The organism is Streptomyces sp. NBC_00989 (assembly GCF_045162655.1).
In the GTDB taxonomy this organism is placed as follows: domain Bacteria; phylum Actinomycetota; class Actinomycetes; order Streptomycetales; family Streptomycetaceae; genus Streptomyces.
Map to the genome: position 1 here is coordinate 1,262,508 of NZ_CP108728.1, position 13,594 is coordinate 1,276,101.

Annotated in this window: 13 protein-coding genes and 1 pseudogene; 5 read left to right on the forward strand and 9 right to left on the reverse strand. The window is 67.7% G+C overall.

All coding sequences use genetic code 11. The features are described from left to right. The first annotated feature begins 103 nt into the window (after nucleotides 1–103). On the forward strand, nucleotides 104–442 hold the full coding sequence (locus OG714_RS05710) for a MerR family transcriptional regulator (protein ID WP_406118981.1): 339 nt from the start codon (nucleotides 104–106) through the stop codon (nucleotides 440–442). A gap of 250 nt (nucleotides 443–692) precedes the next feature. Beyond that, complete coding sequence (locus OG714_RS05715; RefSeq protein ID WP_266771059.1) at nucleotides 693–896, forward strand: cold-shock protein; 204 nt, start codon at nucleotides 693–695, stop codon at nucleotides 894–896. Between the two features lie 290 nt (nucleotides 897–1,186). On the opposite strand, the pseudogene OG714_RS05720 reads toward OG714_RS05715, so the two are convergent. Both OG714_RS05720 and OG714_RS05725 read right to left on the reverse strand, forming a co-directional pair. Further along, nucleotides 1,187–1,555 (reverse strand): annotated as a pseudogene (locus tag OG714_RS05720) (cytochrome ubiquinol oxidase subunit I). Between the two features lie 42 nt (nucleotides 1,556–1,597). Continuing rightward, nucleotides 1,598–3,076, reverse strand: coding sequence for an MFS transporter (locus OG714_RS05725; protein WP_406118983.1), 1,479 nt, complete (start codon nucleotides 3,074–3,076; stop codon nucleotides 1,598–1,600). A 98-nt stretch (nucleotides 3,077–3,174) separates the two neighbouring features. On the opposite strand from OG714_RS05725, the gene OG714_RS05730 reads away from it, so the two are divergent. The 3 genes from OG714_RS05730 (at nucleotide 3,175) to OG714_RS05740 (ending at nucleotide 6,811) form a co-directional block, all read left to right on the forward strand. Then, entirely contained in the window at nucleotides 3,175–3,684 is a 510-nt protein-coding gene (locus tag OG714_RS05730; protein ID WP_406118984.1) for a MarR family winged helix-turn-helix transcriptional regulator, read from the forward strand. A gap of 804 nt (nucleotides 3,685–4,488) precedes the next feature. After that, nucleotides 4,489–6,393: a TerD family protein gene (locus tag OG714_RS05735; RefSeq protein WP_406118985.1), complete on the forward strand. Its 1,905-nt coding sequence runs from the start codon at nucleotides 4,489–4,491 to the stop codon at nucleotides 6,391–6,393. A 238-nt stretch (nucleotides 6,394–6,631) separates the two neighbouring features. Beyond that, entirely contained in the window at nucleotides 6,632–6,811 is a 180-nt protein-coding gene (locus OG714_RS05740; protein ID WP_406118986.1) for a hypothetical protein, read from the forward strand. 233 nt (nucleotides 6,812–7,044) lie between these two features. Here the strand turns inward: OG714_RS05740 and OG714_RS05745 are convergent, their stop codons facing one another. The 7 genes from OG714_RS05745 to OG714_RS05775 all read right to left on the reverse strand — a co-directional run bounded on the left by OG714_RS05745 (nucleotide 7,045) and on the right by OG714_RS05775 (nucleotide 13,548). Continuing rightward, entirely contained in the window at nucleotides 7,045–8,049 is a 1,005-nt protein-coding gene (locus tag OG714_RS05745; RefSeq protein WP_406118987.1) for an NADP-dependent oxidoreductase, read from the reverse strand. 695 nt (nucleotides 8,050–8,744) lie between these two features. Next, entirely contained in the window at nucleotides 8,745–9,005 is a 261-nt protein-coding gene (locus OG714_RS05750) for a hypothetical protein (protein ID WP_406118988.1), read from the reverse strand. An 80-nt stretch (nucleotides 9,006–9,085) separates the two neighbouring features. Further along, the gene (locus OG714_RS05755; RefSeq protein WP_406118990.1) at nucleotides 9,086–9,658 is read right to left on the reverse strand and encodes a TetR/AcrR family transcriptional regulator; all 573 of its coding nucleotides are present in this window, start codon (nucleotides 9,656–9,658) and stop codon (nucleotides 9,086–9,088) included. Nucleotides 9,659–10,045: 387 nt separating this feature from the next. Continuing rightward, nucleotides 10,046–10,648, reverse strand: coding sequence for a TetR/AcrR family transcriptional regulator (locus OG714_RS05760; RefSeq protein WP_406118992.1), 603 nt, complete (start codon nucleotides 10,646–10,648; stop codon nucleotides 10,046–10,048). 40 nt (nucleotides 10,649–10,688) lie between these two features. After that, nucleotides 10,689–11,771, reverse strand: a complete 1,083-nt coding sequence (locus tag OG714_RS05765; RefSeq protein WP_406118993.1) for an SMP-30/gluconolactonase/LRE family protein — start codon at nucleotides 11,769–11,771, stop codon at nucleotides 10,689–10,691. A gap of 127 nt (nucleotides 11,772–11,898) precedes the next feature. After that, nucleotides 11,899–12,714, reverse strand: coding sequence for an oxidoreductase (locus OG714_RS05770; RefSeq protein ID WP_406118994.1), 816 nt, complete (start codon nucleotides 12,712–12,714; stop codon nucleotides 11,899–11,901). Between the two features lie 279 nt (nucleotides 12,715–12,993). Further along, complete coding sequence (locus tag OG714_RS05775) at nucleotides 12,994–13,548, reverse strand: NAD(P)H-dependent oxidoreductase (RefSeq protein WP_406131726.1); 555 nt, start codon at nucleotides 13,546–13,548, stop codon at nucleotides 12,994–12,996. Nucleotides 13,549–13,594 lie beyond the last annotated feature (46 nt).

Sequence of the window (13,594 nt, forward strand, 5' to 3'; positions counted from 1 at the left end):
GGCCGGCGCAGTACGAGGGCCGGCAGATGGTGTAGCAGTTCCTTCGGGGCCTTGGTGCCGTTCGGCACCAGGGCCCCTCGACGCGTTCCACAGAGAGGTGCAAATGACAGCAGACGACTCGTTCGGCCGTATCGACGACGAGGACTACCCCGCCTACACGATGGGCCGGGCCGCCGAACTTCTCGGCACCACCCAGGGCTTCCTCCGCGCCATCGGCGAAGCGCGGCTCATCACCCCGCTCCGCTCCGAGGGCGGGCACCGCCGCTACTCCCGCTACCAGTTGCGCATCGCGGCCCGCGCCCGGGAACTCGTCGACCACGGCACTTCCGTCGAGGCTGCCTGCCGCATCATCGTCCTCGAAGACCAGCTCGAAGAAGCCCAGCGCATCAACGCCGAATACCGCCGCACCGCGGAAGCGGCGGACCCGACCAGCACGGCCTGAGACGGCTGAGCCCGTCGGCAACGGCGGGCACCGCACTCCCGGTCCCAGTCCCGGTGTTCGGGGTGATCGCTTTCCCTGGTGACGCGAGGTGTGGGCATGTAGCGTCTGTGTCAGCTGTCGTGGTTCGGACTTCCCTATAGCCCACGCTCTTGGCGTGGGCGTTTTGCTGTGCTGTGCCGCAGGGACCAGGGCGATCACCTCCGCCTTCCACATGGAGTGGGAGGCGTTCATCGACTGGAAGGCATGAGACATGGCTACGGGAACTGTGAAGTGGTTCAACGCGGAGAAGGGCTTCGGTTTCATCGCCCAGGACGGCGGCGGCCCGGATGTCTTCGCGCACTACTCCGCGATCAACTCGTCGGGCTTCCGTGAGCTCCAGGAGGGCCAGGTCGTGACGTTCGACGTCACCCAGGGCCAGAAGGGCCCCCAGGCCGAAAACATCAGCCCGGCCTGACCCCGCACCCCTGCCCGGGGGATCGCACACGTCGCGGCGGTGACCGTCACCTTCCATCGGTGCCGTGCCGCTCACTCGGGCAAGGGGACCGGTTCTCGTGCCAGGCGTCGACAGGATGTGCAGTGCACAGGATCAGGGCCGCGCGGCAATGGCTGGGCGGCCCTGGCCTGTTGCAGTAGATCCGGGGCCGGCGCAACCTCGGCCGCGGACTTCCTGAACCGGGTCGGTACGAGCGTCGTCCCGGGCTCGGTCGCCTCCCCGAACGCGTTGCCGATGGGCCCTGCCAAGACCTACAGCACCAGGTCGCTCGCGCGCAGTTCGCCGGCGAGCAGGCCGTCCGCGTAGAGCAGGACCCCGATGAAGCCGGCCTCGACGAAGAAGGCCGTCACGACCTCCATACCAATGATTTGGCCCGTCCTGGCGCCGCACACGCCCCAGTTGAGACCCACCTGGAAGGCGGTGCCCGCCCCGGCGACCACGCCGATCGCGAAGCCGACGGCGAAGATGCGCCGCCAGGACCGGAACATCTGGAGGTGGACCGCCCCGCCGGTGCGTCAGTACAGCCCGTAGACGACCGACAGGAAGATCGAGAGTCCGACGGAGATTGCCGGAAGGGTCATGTGGAACACGCCGGTGATGGCGAACTGCCATCGCGACAAGTCGAGAAGACCGATCGCAGCTCTCTTTCGAGAGGGCCGGTTTCAGATCTCGACGACCGGAGTGGCGGCCACCGTGGCCTTGGCGAAGCGCGGTAGCGCTGCGGCGCTGACCGCGAGCAGGGCGACGATGCCCATCTGGACGTACTCGACGCCGGCAAACGCATGGGCGACGTTGTGCGGGGCCAGGACCAGATAGAGGGTGCCGAGGGTGGCCACGCCGAGGGCTAGTCCGCTCTGTTGGAGGGTGATCAGCACCCCGCTGCCGATACCGGCCAGGTGGGTAGGGACATCGGCGAGCACACTGCGGAACAGGCCGGCGAACAGCATCGACTGTCCCGCACCGACCAGGGCCAGCGGCAGGGCCAGCGACCACAGGCTGACGTGCGGCCAGTTGACGAGCAGGACCGCCACCAGTGAGACCAGTCCGGCGAGTTGGACCACGGCACCGGCGGACAGCGCGGCCCGGCCGAAACGGGTGATCAGGCGGGGCGCGACCAGCGAACCGGCGAAGAAGAGCAGCGCCATCGGCAAGATCGCCAGGCCGCTGTGCAGGGCGTCGGCGTGCAGGCCGTTCTGCACGGTGAGGGCGAAGACGAACATGAACGCGCCGAACCCGATGCTGAAGGCGAACACCATGGTCAGACCGCGGGACATCGAGGGCAGACGCAGCAGAGAGGGCGGCAGCAGCGGGACCTCGCCGCGCCGCTCGGTGCGCTTCTCCACGACGTAGGTGGCGACGCCCAGGACGACGGCGACGGCGATGAGCAGCCAAGTCCACCATGGCCAGCCGAGGGAATGGCCCTCGGTCAGCGGGACGAGCAGGGCGGTCAGGGTGCCGGCGAACAGAACTGTGCCGGGCACGTCGATGCCGACGGGGTGGTGCGAGCGGGTGCTGGGCACGATTCGGGACGCCACAAGGAGTACGACCACGCCGATGGGTACGTTGACCAGGAAGATCGGGCGCCAGGACGTTCCGGCGATGTCGGCGCTGACCAGCAGGCCGCCCATCAGTTGCCCGACAACAGCGGCGATGCCGGAGGTCGCCCCGTACAGGGCCACGGCGCGAGCCTTGCGCTCTCCTTCGAGGACGTGGTGGAAGGTCGCCAGCACCTGCGGGACGAGCAGGGCGGCGGTGGCGCCCTGGACGATGCGGGCCGCGATCAGCGCACCCACGCCGGGGGCGACACCGCAGGCCAGCGAGGCCAGGACGAAGCCCACCAAGGCCCCTAGGAAGATACGGCGGCGACCATAGCGGTCACCGAGCCGACCGCCGAGGACCAGCAGAGTCGCGTACGCGACGCCGTACCCGGCGATCACCAGCTCCAGCGACGACGCGGAGGCGTGCAGCGAGGCGTCGATGCTGGGCAGGGCCACGTTGGTGATGAAGAAGTCCGTGATCGGCAGGAAGGCACCGGCCAGCAGGATGAACACGCCGAACGGGTGCAGCCCGCCCGCACGGGCCACGGCGCGGGGCGAGGCCGTATCGGGTTGGGCCTGCCCGGAGGGAAGGGTTGTCGTCATGACAGATCCTCGATGGTAGTTATGCACTCATAACTATGAGGCGATGACGAGTATGATGTCATAACTAGTTCCTCGGCAACCCCCACCCGGGAGATCCCATGCACGACAGAGCGCAGCAGACAGGCGCAGCGGCCGGACCGGACGACGGCCATCGGTGGGCCGAGCTGGCCGACCTCGTGCTGATCATCAGCCGGGAGATCCAGTTCCGCCGCTACACGGACGAGCAGGCCGTCCACCTGTCACAGTCCGAGGGCATGGTGATGCGCTACCTGAAGAGCGACCCCGACGCCACACCCAGCCGCATCGCCGCCGCGACCGGGCTGCAGCGCACCAACCTCTCCACCGTCCTGCGCGGACTCGAACAGAAGGGCTTCATCGAGCGGCACGCCCACTCGGACGACGGTCGCGGGGTGACCGTCCACGCCACCGAGCGCGGGCTCAGCAACAGCGTCCTCGTTCGGCAGGAATGGGCAACGACCCTCTCCGAAGCCGCCGACCATGACACCCAGGACCTCGACGCGACCCTCGCACTGCTTGCCGCCGTGGAAGCCGGACTGACCAGGGAGCGACCTCGGATCCGCGCGACGCGCCCGGCCACGGAGTCCTGATCTTCTGGCCTCCGCGACGCGACCGGGCCTGACGCCGTCGCAACGTCGTCGCGTCCAGCAGCACGTCGACCGTTCTCACATCGGACGTACGCAGTTGCCCGCACTGCCTGACCACATGCAGCTTGGCCGCCTTGCCCTTGGCCGAATGCACCGTGACCAACGAGCCCTCAAACGGCCCGAGTGGAACGTCGGCTATCGACAGTCCGTCACCCGCCAGTTCCCCATCTCACTTCCTCCAAGACCGGAGCCAGACAACACCTGCGCCCCTTCCCGACGTCAGAACGGCCTCCACCGAACGACGCCGCTTCATCACTTGCATGCTCTTCGTCGACACCGACACCGCAACGCCACTGCGCGTAGCGGGCACTGGTCCCCAGCCTTGGTCCCCGGACCCACGCCGTACCACCACCCGCACCTCTGCGCGCCGTCAGGTCGCGCACCCGCACGACACGAACGCGACCTCAACGACAAAGCACCGATAGGCACTACCGCAGACAAGAAGACCGCGACGCCCGTCAGCGAACGCAGACAATGATCAGGAGAAGCGCCGGTTTGGCCAACCGGCGATCCCGTGTTTCAAGCGCCAGGCACGGCAGCCAGCGCGGATGCCCAAGCAGCCTGGTGGCGAGGGGTGCCGATCCGGTTGGGAACGGTTCCGCACGGGTTTTGACGGGTGTTCTTCCAGAACTTCCCGAAGTTCTGGTGCGGTCTCTCCGCAATCCACACGGCCGTACGTCCCTCTGAAGCAGGGCAAAACGGCATTCAGGTTGAAGGAGAGCTATATATCGCATCACCCTTGACGCCATGAGTCTTGTCTCCGCGTCCTTAGACCTGCCCGCCACGGGTGACTACGCACGCGACTGGGCCCTGGTCGATGTGGAGACCTCCGGGCTCGTCGCCCGGCGGGACCGGGTGCTGTCCGTCGCGGTGGTGACGATCGGGCCGGACGGCGATCAGACCGGGGAGTTCTCCACGCTGCTCGACCCGGGGTGCGACCCGGGACCGGTGGAGGTGCACGGACTGACCGTCGAGCGCCTGCGGGGTGCGCCGACCTTCGACCAGGTCGCCGGGCGAATCGGGGCGATGCTCCAGGACCGGATCCTGGTCGCCCACAACGCCCAGTTCGACTACGACTTCCTGGCCTACGAGTTCGCCCGCGCGCGGATGTGGCTGCCGGTGTCCCAGCGGCTCTGCACCTTGGCTTTGAATCGCCAGGTGGATCCGCCGACGGACAACATGAAGCTGGGCACTCTGGCCGCCCACTACGGCGTACCGCAGCAGCGCGCGCACGATGCGCTGGACGACACCCGGGTGCTTGCCGGGATCCTGCGGGCTTCGCTGCGCGAGGCGGCACGGCTCGATCTGCCGTTGCCGCTGGTGAGTTGTCCACCACGGGCGGAATCGCAGTTCACACCGAAGCCGCCCAAGACACCGTGCGCCTACCGCAATCCGGGGCGCATGACTCCGGGAGGGCCGCTGCTGCAAGGGATGAAGGTCGCGATAACCGGTGAGACCGCACACGCGCGGGCGGAGTTGGTCGGCCGGGCTGTCGCCGCCGGGCTGAACATGATGACCTCCGTGAGCCGGCACACCAGCGTGCTCGTCACCAACGAGCCGATGTCCCAGTCCGCGAAGGCCCGACGCGCAGCCGCCGAGGGCGTACCGGTCATCGACGAGCACACCTTTCTGCGGCTACTGGCCGACGTGCAGGGCGGAACGGTGCATGAGGCGACGGCTGCTTCCGCCGTGATCGCGCCGGTGAAGGCGCCGGCGATGGCAGCAGTTCAGGCCTCCGAGCCCGAATCCATCACAGCGCCTGTCCCGGAAGCGCCGGTCCTGCCGCCGCCCTCCCCCGGCGCGACCGTCCCCGCTCCGCGCCAAGCCGACGACTCGGCCGACACCTTGGCCAAGCCGCTGATCGGCCGCCGGGTGCTGGTGCTCGGCGGTGCCCATGCCGATGCCGCCGCGGCCCGTACCCGCGTCGTCGAACTGGGCGGATCCGCAGCGGTCAACCTGTCCACCAGTGTCACCGACGTCGTCGTCCTCGCCGACAGCGAGAAGGACCGCCGCATGAGCCGTATCACCGCTCTTGAACTCCCTGTGCACGACGCGGATTGGCTCATTTCCCCGACCTCCACCGCCCCGGACACGGCGGCTGTCCGACTGAACGAACCGCACGTGATGCCGAGGGGCGGTGTCATCGACCTGCCCATGCCATCCGGCAGACGTGCGCCCGAGTGGTATGTCACCGCCGGCTGGGCTCCGCAGGCCGACTGCGAGATCGACGTCGTCGCCTTCATCCTTGACGAGGACGAACAGGTCGTCTTCGACGAGGACTTCATCTTCTACGGCGCCCCCGAAAGCCCCGCCGGGACTGTGCGGCTGCTGACTGGCGGCCCGGCAGAACAGACCATCGCCCTCGACCTGGCATCCCTGCCGCCCGCGACGCGGAAGGTAGTCGTCGCCGCGGCCATCGACGGCCCAGCCACCTTCGGGACGGTCGGCGCGATCCAGATCGGGGCGGCTCCCGGCGACAGCGGATCGCCCCTCACCCGGGCCACTCTGGACGCCGCGACAACCGAACGCACCATGCTCCTCGCGGAGATCTACCGCAGGGGTCCGGTCTGGCGGCTGCGCGCCGTCGGCCAGGGCTACGACTATGGCCTCGACGCCCTCGCACGGGGATACGGGGTCGACATCGCCGACTGAACGACGGTGCCGGACGGGGAGCTCTGTGCGTCTCCTGGTTCAGGCCCGGCGGCGCGATGTGGGCGAGGAACCAGGCAGAGGAACCCGCGGACTCGGGGACAGCCCAGCGGGCAGCCGCTGGCGGTCTTCGCTGCGCTGCTGGAGTGCGGCGAGCCGGGAACTGCACTCAACGGCCTGATGATGCGCGGCAGTTACGGGACAGCCCCAAGCCGCCTGGTGGACCCGCCCGGAGCATGCCGTGTCCGATCCTTCCCACCACGCCCTGCCCGATGCACTCCAGTTCCAGCGGCGGATTCGCGGCTACCACGCGGACCACGGACTCCAGCACGGCGAAATCGTCGCGCTGACGCTCGACGCCCTCCTCGGTGCCAAGGGATACCCGCCTCACCTCACTTCGGCGCATTCAGAAGCGCCATGACCTGCTGTGCCGCCTTGCGGCGCCCTCGCTTCCAGCAACAGGGAAACCGAATCCCCCGTTGGCGCAGCAGCAGACGGCAAGAGGCTCAACGCCGCCTGGAATTCATGGATTTCCTGGAGAAGCCCGCGTCCCTCGGGCAGGCGGTTCTGTGCTGGTTCGGCACTCCTCGTTGCCACGGACGGCGTCGTTCCGACGCACGTGGCGGACCTTGACCGGTCGCCAGCACCGTTCCCTCACGTCATCTTGACGACGACCTTGCCGGCCTTCGCACGCCCTGCTTCGACGTACTCCAGCGCTTCTCGTGCCGACTCGAACGGGAACACTGTGTCGACGACGGGTCGGATCCTGCCGGCCTCGATGAGATGGGTGAGCTCGCGCAGCTGGTCCCCACTGGCCTTCATGAACAGGAACGAGTACGTCGCGTTGCGGCGCCGGGCGCTTCGCCGGATCCGGAAACTCAGCGCGGACATCACCAGCCGGACGATCGGATTCGCTCCCAGTTCCCTGGCGAAAGCGGCGTCGGGAGGACCCGCGACACTGATGACCTTCCCGCCGGGTTTGAGTACGTCCAGGGACTTCTTCAGCGTCTCGCCGCCGAGCGAGTCCAGGACGACGTCATAGTCGTGCAGCACCGTCTCGAACGCCTGCTTCTTGTAGTCGACGACAACGTCCGCGCCCAGACGCTTCACCAGATCGACGTTGGCCGTGCTCGTGGTGGTCGCCACGTGCGCACCCAGCTCCTTCGCCAGCTGGATGGCGATGGTGCCCAGGCCGCCGGAACCCGCGTGGATGAGAACCTTCTGGCCCGGCTGAACGTGCGCCCGCTCGACCAGCACCTGCCACGAGGTCAGGGCGACCAGAGGAAGGGACGCCGCCTCCTCCATGGTCAGCGTGGCCGGCTTGATCGCCACGTCGTCCTGGTGCACCGCGATGAGTTCGGCGAACGTACCGATCCGGCCTTTGTCGGGCCGCGCGAAGACCTCGTCGCCCACCGCGAACCGCGTAACGGCCGCACCCACTTCGACCACCACCCCGGCCAGGTCGTTGCCCAGGACGAACGGAACCTTGTACGGCAGGATCGCCTTCATCTCCCCGTCCCGGATCATGCGGTCGAGCGGGTTGATGCTCGCGGCGTGGATCCGGACCAGCACGTCCTCCGCGCCCGCCTCCGGGTCCGGCACATCGCCGACACGCACGCCGGCCTTGTCGCCGTAGCGCTCTACCGTGAAGGCCCTCATCGTCGGCTCCTCATCTCGCCCGCGAGCGGACGGTGGTGCTGTTCATCCCGGACTTCGTTGGATGGTTGGTGATTTTTGGTAGTACGCGCTCTTTGGCGCGACGGGTCTCAATGGGAGCTTTGGTCGCACCCACTGACGAAGGGCAAGCACCCTGGGTGACGATCACCCAGAGGACACACCAGGCGCAGCGCCCGACGTTCACCTCCGTCGGCAGAACCTTGCGGCGACACCCTGCCAATTAAATTATGCTCGTAATTCTAAGCGGCCGACCGGCGGCCCGCAAGTGGACCCGCCCCTCACGGGGATGCCTCACTCGCGGCGGACGCGGGACTGATCGGCGAGGCCCGGCCGTCGGCGAGTCATCGCCCTCGCAGCCTTGCAGAGGCACTCGGCTTACGGCGAGGAGTTGACGCGACATGCGGCCAACTGGTGCACCACCCAGGCGTAAGTGAGCGCCCCGCGATGCGGGCCAGCGCATCCCACTGACACGCCGATTCGAGGTCCCGGCGTGCTCACGCCAGGCACCCAGCGGTGCGAGGGCGTCGCGGATGCCCCGATCGAGGAGGCCATCAGAAAGATGCCTGCCGAAAAGGACACAGGAGAGCCGCAGCGTCCCGCCCACCTCATCGGAGTTGCTGACCTGGTTGCTTCCCGGTCGCCCTGTGATGTCAATCTTGGCGTGGCGGACACCCCCGTCATCGAGGTGGACGGCAGTCTCGGCTGATCTTCCAGACGTCCAGCCAGGCGAAGGCGTGCTTGGCGCGGGAACGGGCTTTGCGGTGTGAGCGGTTGCGGTCGTCACTCCGAGCCGGCAGCTCGGCCTGGCCGCGCTGCCGGCAGTGCGCGATGACCAGACCGGTGTCCGGGTAGCCGCCACCCGTGATGATCGCGGTTCTGCTGACGGTGTCCTTCGCCTCGGACGACCCCCACGCCCTGGAGTCGCTGCCGTCGGCCATACCCGCCTCCCCGCTGGTCGGCGTGAGGCGAGCCGGGAGAAGACTCCCGGCGACTCCTTGGGCGACCTTGGGCTGTCCCCTCAGCGCATGAAGGCGAGGGCGTTCTCGATTCCCCGCTCAAGGACCTCATCGGCGAACTTGCGGTCGGAGAGGGCGCGGGACAGTTGCAACGCCCCCACCAACATGGTGAAGAGTCCGATGGCCTTGCCGCGAGCGGACTGCGGATCCTCAGGTGCCAGGCGGGCGGCGACCTCTTCCAGGATGTCCCGCGCGCCGTCGGTGTAGACCTGTTTGGTCCCGTCTCCGCAGCGGCCGATCTCGTCGAGCAGGGCGGCGGAGGGGCATCCAACGCCGGGGTGGTCCCGGTGCTCAGCCGACAGATATTCGCGAACGAGGTCCTCAAGTCCCGGGCGGCCGGGACGCAGAGTGCCGTACCTCGCGATCTGCGTGCGCAGCTCGTCGGCCACGACATGGGCGACGAGGTCGTCCTTGGATGCGAAGTGAGCGTAGAAGGCCCCGTTGGTGAGCCCGGCGTCCGACATCAGCGTGGAGATGCCCGAACCGTCGATGCCGTCCTGCTTGAACCGATGGCCGGCCGTCTCGATGATCCGTTGCCGCGTCACCTGCTTGTGCTCCTTGGCGTAGCGCGCCACAGGGTTCCTCCATTCGCTTCGCGGGGCCGTTGCGACGCACTCCATCCTAATCGATGGCCTGACGAACGTAATATTACGGCAGGCGGATCATTGGCAGAGGTCGACCGTCGGGCGACCCCGCGTTGTTGATCAGGAAGGGGAAAGCCCCGGTAGCTCCGGTGCGTTCCCGACTGGCACATGCTGCGCACCGGTCATACCGCAAGCAACGCGTGAGGGGCCTGCCGTGTGCACGGCAGGCCCCTCACGCGATCAGCCGAGACGGACTCAGAGGTTGACGATCATGCCGGAGCGGTGGCGACCTCGACGGCGAAGCGGATGCGGTTGTCGAGGGACCCGCCCAACCCTGTTCGACCAGGCCGGCCCCGTGACCGATACGCGGATGACGTCTCAGCCGTGCTGCTCGGCATCCAGTAGTGCGAGGGCGTTGTGGATGCCCTGTTCGAGGAGTTGGTCGGCGAGTTGCCGGTCGGTCAGGGCACGGGAGAGCTGAAGCGTACCGGCCATCATGCCGAGGAGGCCGAGTGCCTTCAGACGTGCCGACGGCGGATCGCGGGGTGCCAGGCGGGCGGCGAAGCCGTCGATGAGAACCAGAACGCCGTCGGTGTACGCCTGCCTGGTGCGATCCGTGGAGCGTCCGATCTCGTCGAGCAGGGCGGCGTTGGGGCAACCGTCCTCGACGTTGTCGCGCTGCTCGGTGGAGAAGTACCAGCGAATCAACTGTTCGAGTCCGGCACGTCCGGGCGCCGCCTGCGCGACGATGTTCTCGTGCTGTGCGCGCATCTGGTCGGCGACCGCGGTGGCGACGAGCTCGTCCTTGGACGCGAAGTAGGCGTAGAAGGTGCCGTTGGTCAGCCCCGCGTCCTTCATGAGCGTGGCCACTCCGGAGCCGTCGAAACCGTTGCGCTTGAGCCGGCGGCCGGCCGTCGTGATGATCCGCTGCCTTGTCTCCTGCTTGTGTTCTTTCGGGTACCGCACGAGGCGTTCCTCCATCGCAGCCGGGGCTTGTGCTCCGGATACCGCCCTGGGCGAGTCAGTGTGCCGCGTGGGCAAGGAGAGCAGCGAAGTTGATCCTCGCTGTCTGGAGTTTCGGGTCGTGGGGCTCGGGGACCCCGCCGTCGGTGACGTACAGCCGGTCGCCACGGACCGCGGTCGCGGAGGGCGAGGCGAGACCGTCCGCGCTGGTCAGGACGGGCTTGTAGCTGCCGTCCGGGTAGATCACCACGCCCCTGTCCGGACCGTTGTTCGAGGAGGAGCCGTTCTGCGCCGCGAACACCACGTCGGAGCGGGGGGTCAGGAAGCTGAGGTCGTCGATGTTGGGCAGGCCGCCCGTGACCTGGCGGATGTGACCGGCCGTGCCGGTGGCGGTGACCGGTACCCGCAGCAGTGTTCCCTTGTTGAAGTTGCTGATCCACAGGGCGCCGTTGTGGAACCTGAGCCCGTTGGCGCCGATCGGCAGGGCTTCGGTCGGTACCGGCGCGAGAGCGGCGTCGGTCAGCCAGGGGGTCGCCGATCCGCCCGAGACGGGAACGGACCAGATGATGCCCTTGAGACTGTCGGCGATGTAGAGGGTGCGTCCGGCCGGGCCGACGGCCAGCCCGTTGGGGCCCGCGTCGGCGGGCAGAGCGGCGACGCGCTGAGGGGCACCGTCCGGAAGCAGCTTGTACACGCCGTTCCTGGCCGCGTTCCCCGGGGCCCACACGCTGTAGTAGATAGTGCCGTCACTGCCACGGGTGTTGCCGCTGATCGCCTCACCCACCTGCCCGGTGGCGAGCACCGTGTGCTGTCCGGACGCGGAGATACGCATCAACTCCGGACCGTGCGTGCGCTCGCACACCGCGCAACTGCCGAGCAAGGACAGGGTCACCGAGCCGTCGGGGTTGACGGTGATGTTCTCGGGGATCTCTCCGGCGGCGAAGTCGAACTTCGCCGCGGTCCGTACGTCGGTGACAACGGATTTGTTGTACGAGTGTCCCGTCCACGCGGACGCGGACGGCGCCGACACCAGGGCGGCCGCCGTCACGATGACCGCCAGCGCGATGCCGACGTTCCTCTTCAGGAAACGCCTTGCGCCCGAGGCACCGCGCCGGGCCGTTTGCTGCCGTTGCTGCTGCATGACTCTCCTCGGCAAATCAACGAGCGACTGATCAATGGGCTTTCGGCGACATCAGGGAAGCCAGTGATGTCGGGTACACCGGAGACATCCAGGCGGAATCGGCGCACCCTGAAGCCGTACCGGGATGTCAGGCGGGCATCCGGTTGAATTTGCGGATGCCTTTGTCGAAGGTGATGGCGGGGGCGAAGCGGCGCAGCGTCCTCATGCGCGTGGCGAGGGGGCCGGCCGCGTAGCGCAGCTTCGGCTTCTTGTCGGTGGCCGCCGTGACGATCACCTTGGCGACGACCGCGGGGTCGTCGCCGGCCTTCATCGCATCCGCGATCACCTCGTCGAAGACGCGCCGTCGCTCCGCGTACAGAGGCAGCGGGGTGTCGGGCTGTGCGGCGTTGGAGTCGAAGCTGGTCTTGGTATAGGCGGGTTCGACGAGGAGGACGCGGATGCCGTGTTCGCGGACTTCGTGGTCCAGGGACTCGGAGTAGCCCTCGATGGCGTGTTTCGCGGCGACGTAGAGCGCCATGTAGGGCTGGGGAACCAGGCCCAGGACGGACGAGATGTTGATGACGCGTCCGCCACCCCGGGCGCGCATGTGCGGCAGGACGGCCTTCGTCATACGGATGACACCGAGGACGTTGATGTTCAGGACGTTCTGGGCCTGGGCGACGGAGTTCTCCTCGACGGCGCCGGCCGAGCCGATGCCCGCGTTGTTGACCAGGACGTCGATGCGTCCGAACCGGTCGATCACCTTTCCGACCGCGGCGGTGGCCGAGTCGTCACTGGCGACGTCGAGATCGAGGTATGTCACCCCGGCGGGCGGGGTGAGTCCGGAGGTCTTGCGGCCGGTTCCGATCACCTCGAAACCTGCCGCGGCGAAGGCGCGGGCCGTCTCCTTGCCGATCCCCGATGAGGCACCTGTCACGAGCGCGACCGGCCGAGTTGTCGTCATCACTGACTCCTTTTGATTGCCTTACGTTCGTATGCCTTACGTTCGTACGACCATACGATGGTCGTGGGTCGATGGCAAGTAGTCACGTCCGGTGCTCCAGCCAGCTCCACCGCGCCGACGGCGCTCGGCGACGAGCGGTCGCTGTTTCACGACACGGTCGCCGCCGATACAGATCTCCGGCCGCTTGGCGCCGATACGGCGAAGAGCGACCGGAGAACGGTGGGGCACGGCACCGCTGTGTCGCGATCGGCGAGAGCGGCTGTCGTTGTGAGAGCGCGGTCAGGCGGCGAAGGAGGCGAGCAGTTCGTTGTACTGCTTGACCGCGGTGGCCAGGTCTTCGTCGGAAAGGCCGAAGGCGGTGCCGTAGAGCTTGACCATCGGCTGGATGTCGAACTGGCACAGCCGCAGACTCGCGTGCCAGTTGCTGAGGAGGGTCACGATGATGGCCTGGTCGGCGCCTTCGGGGGTGTAGTGGTCGGCGGGGACGCCGGTGGTGACGGCGACGACGGCCTTCTTGCCGGCCGGCTGCGAGGGAGAGCCGTCCACAATGTAGGCCCAGCCGAGGGTGAAGACCTTGTCCTGCCACTGCTTGAGCAGAGGGGTGGTGTACCAGAACACCGGGTGCTGAAAGACGATCACGTCGTGGTGGGCCAGCAGCGCCTGCTCGGCGGCGACGTCGATCTGGAAGTCGGGGTAGACGGCGTAGAGGTCGTGCACGGTGACATGGGCCAGATCGCGGACGGCGTCCACCAGGGCCTTGTTGGCCTTCGACTGGGACAGGTCGGGGTGACCTACGACAAGGAGAACCTTGGACGTGACGAGAAACCTCTTCAGTGATCAGTGAAGTGGGTGAACGGATGCAGGTCGGTCGAGTGCGACG

Coding starts and splice junctions, on each gene's coding strand:
- OG714_RS05710 (WP_406118981.1), top strand. CDS start 104: ATGACAGCAGACGACTCGTTCGGCCGTATCGACGACGAGGACTACCCC.
- OG714_RS05715 (WP_266771059.1), top strand. CDS start 693: ATGGCTACGGGAACTGTGAAGTGGTTCAACGCGGAGAAGGGCTTCGGT.
- OG714_RS05725 (WP_406118983.1), bottom strand. CDS start 3,076: ATGACGACAACCCTTCCCTCCGGGCAGGCCCAACCCGATACGGCCTCG.
- OG714_RS05730 (WP_406118984.1), top strand. CDS start 3,175: ATGCACGACAGAGCGCAGCAGACAGGCGCAGCGGCCGGACCGGACGAC.
- OG714_RS05735 (WP_406118985.1), top strand. CDS start 4,489: ATGAGTCTTGTCTCCGCGTCCTTAGACCTGCCCGCCACGGGTGACTAC.
- OG714_RS05745 (WP_406118987.1), bottom strand. CDS start 8,049: ATGAGGGCCTTCACGGTAGAGCGCTACGGCGACAAGGCCGGCGTGCGT.
- OG714_RS05750 (WP_406118988.1), bottom strand. CDS start 9,005: ATGGCCGACGGCAGCGACTCCAGGGCGTGGGGGTCGTCCGAGGCGAAG.
- OG714_RS05760 (WP_406118992.1), bottom strand. CDS start 10,648: ATGGAGGAACGCCTCGTGCGGTACCCGAAAGAACACAAGCAGGAGACA.
- OG714_RS05765 (WP_406118993.1), bottom strand. CDS start 11,771: ATGCAGCAGCAACGGCAGCAAACGGCCCGGCGCGGTGCCTCGGGCGCA.
- OG714_RS05770 (WP_406118994.1), bottom strand. CDS start 12,714: ATGACGACAACTCGGCCGGTCGCGCTCGTGACAGGTGCCTCATCGGGG.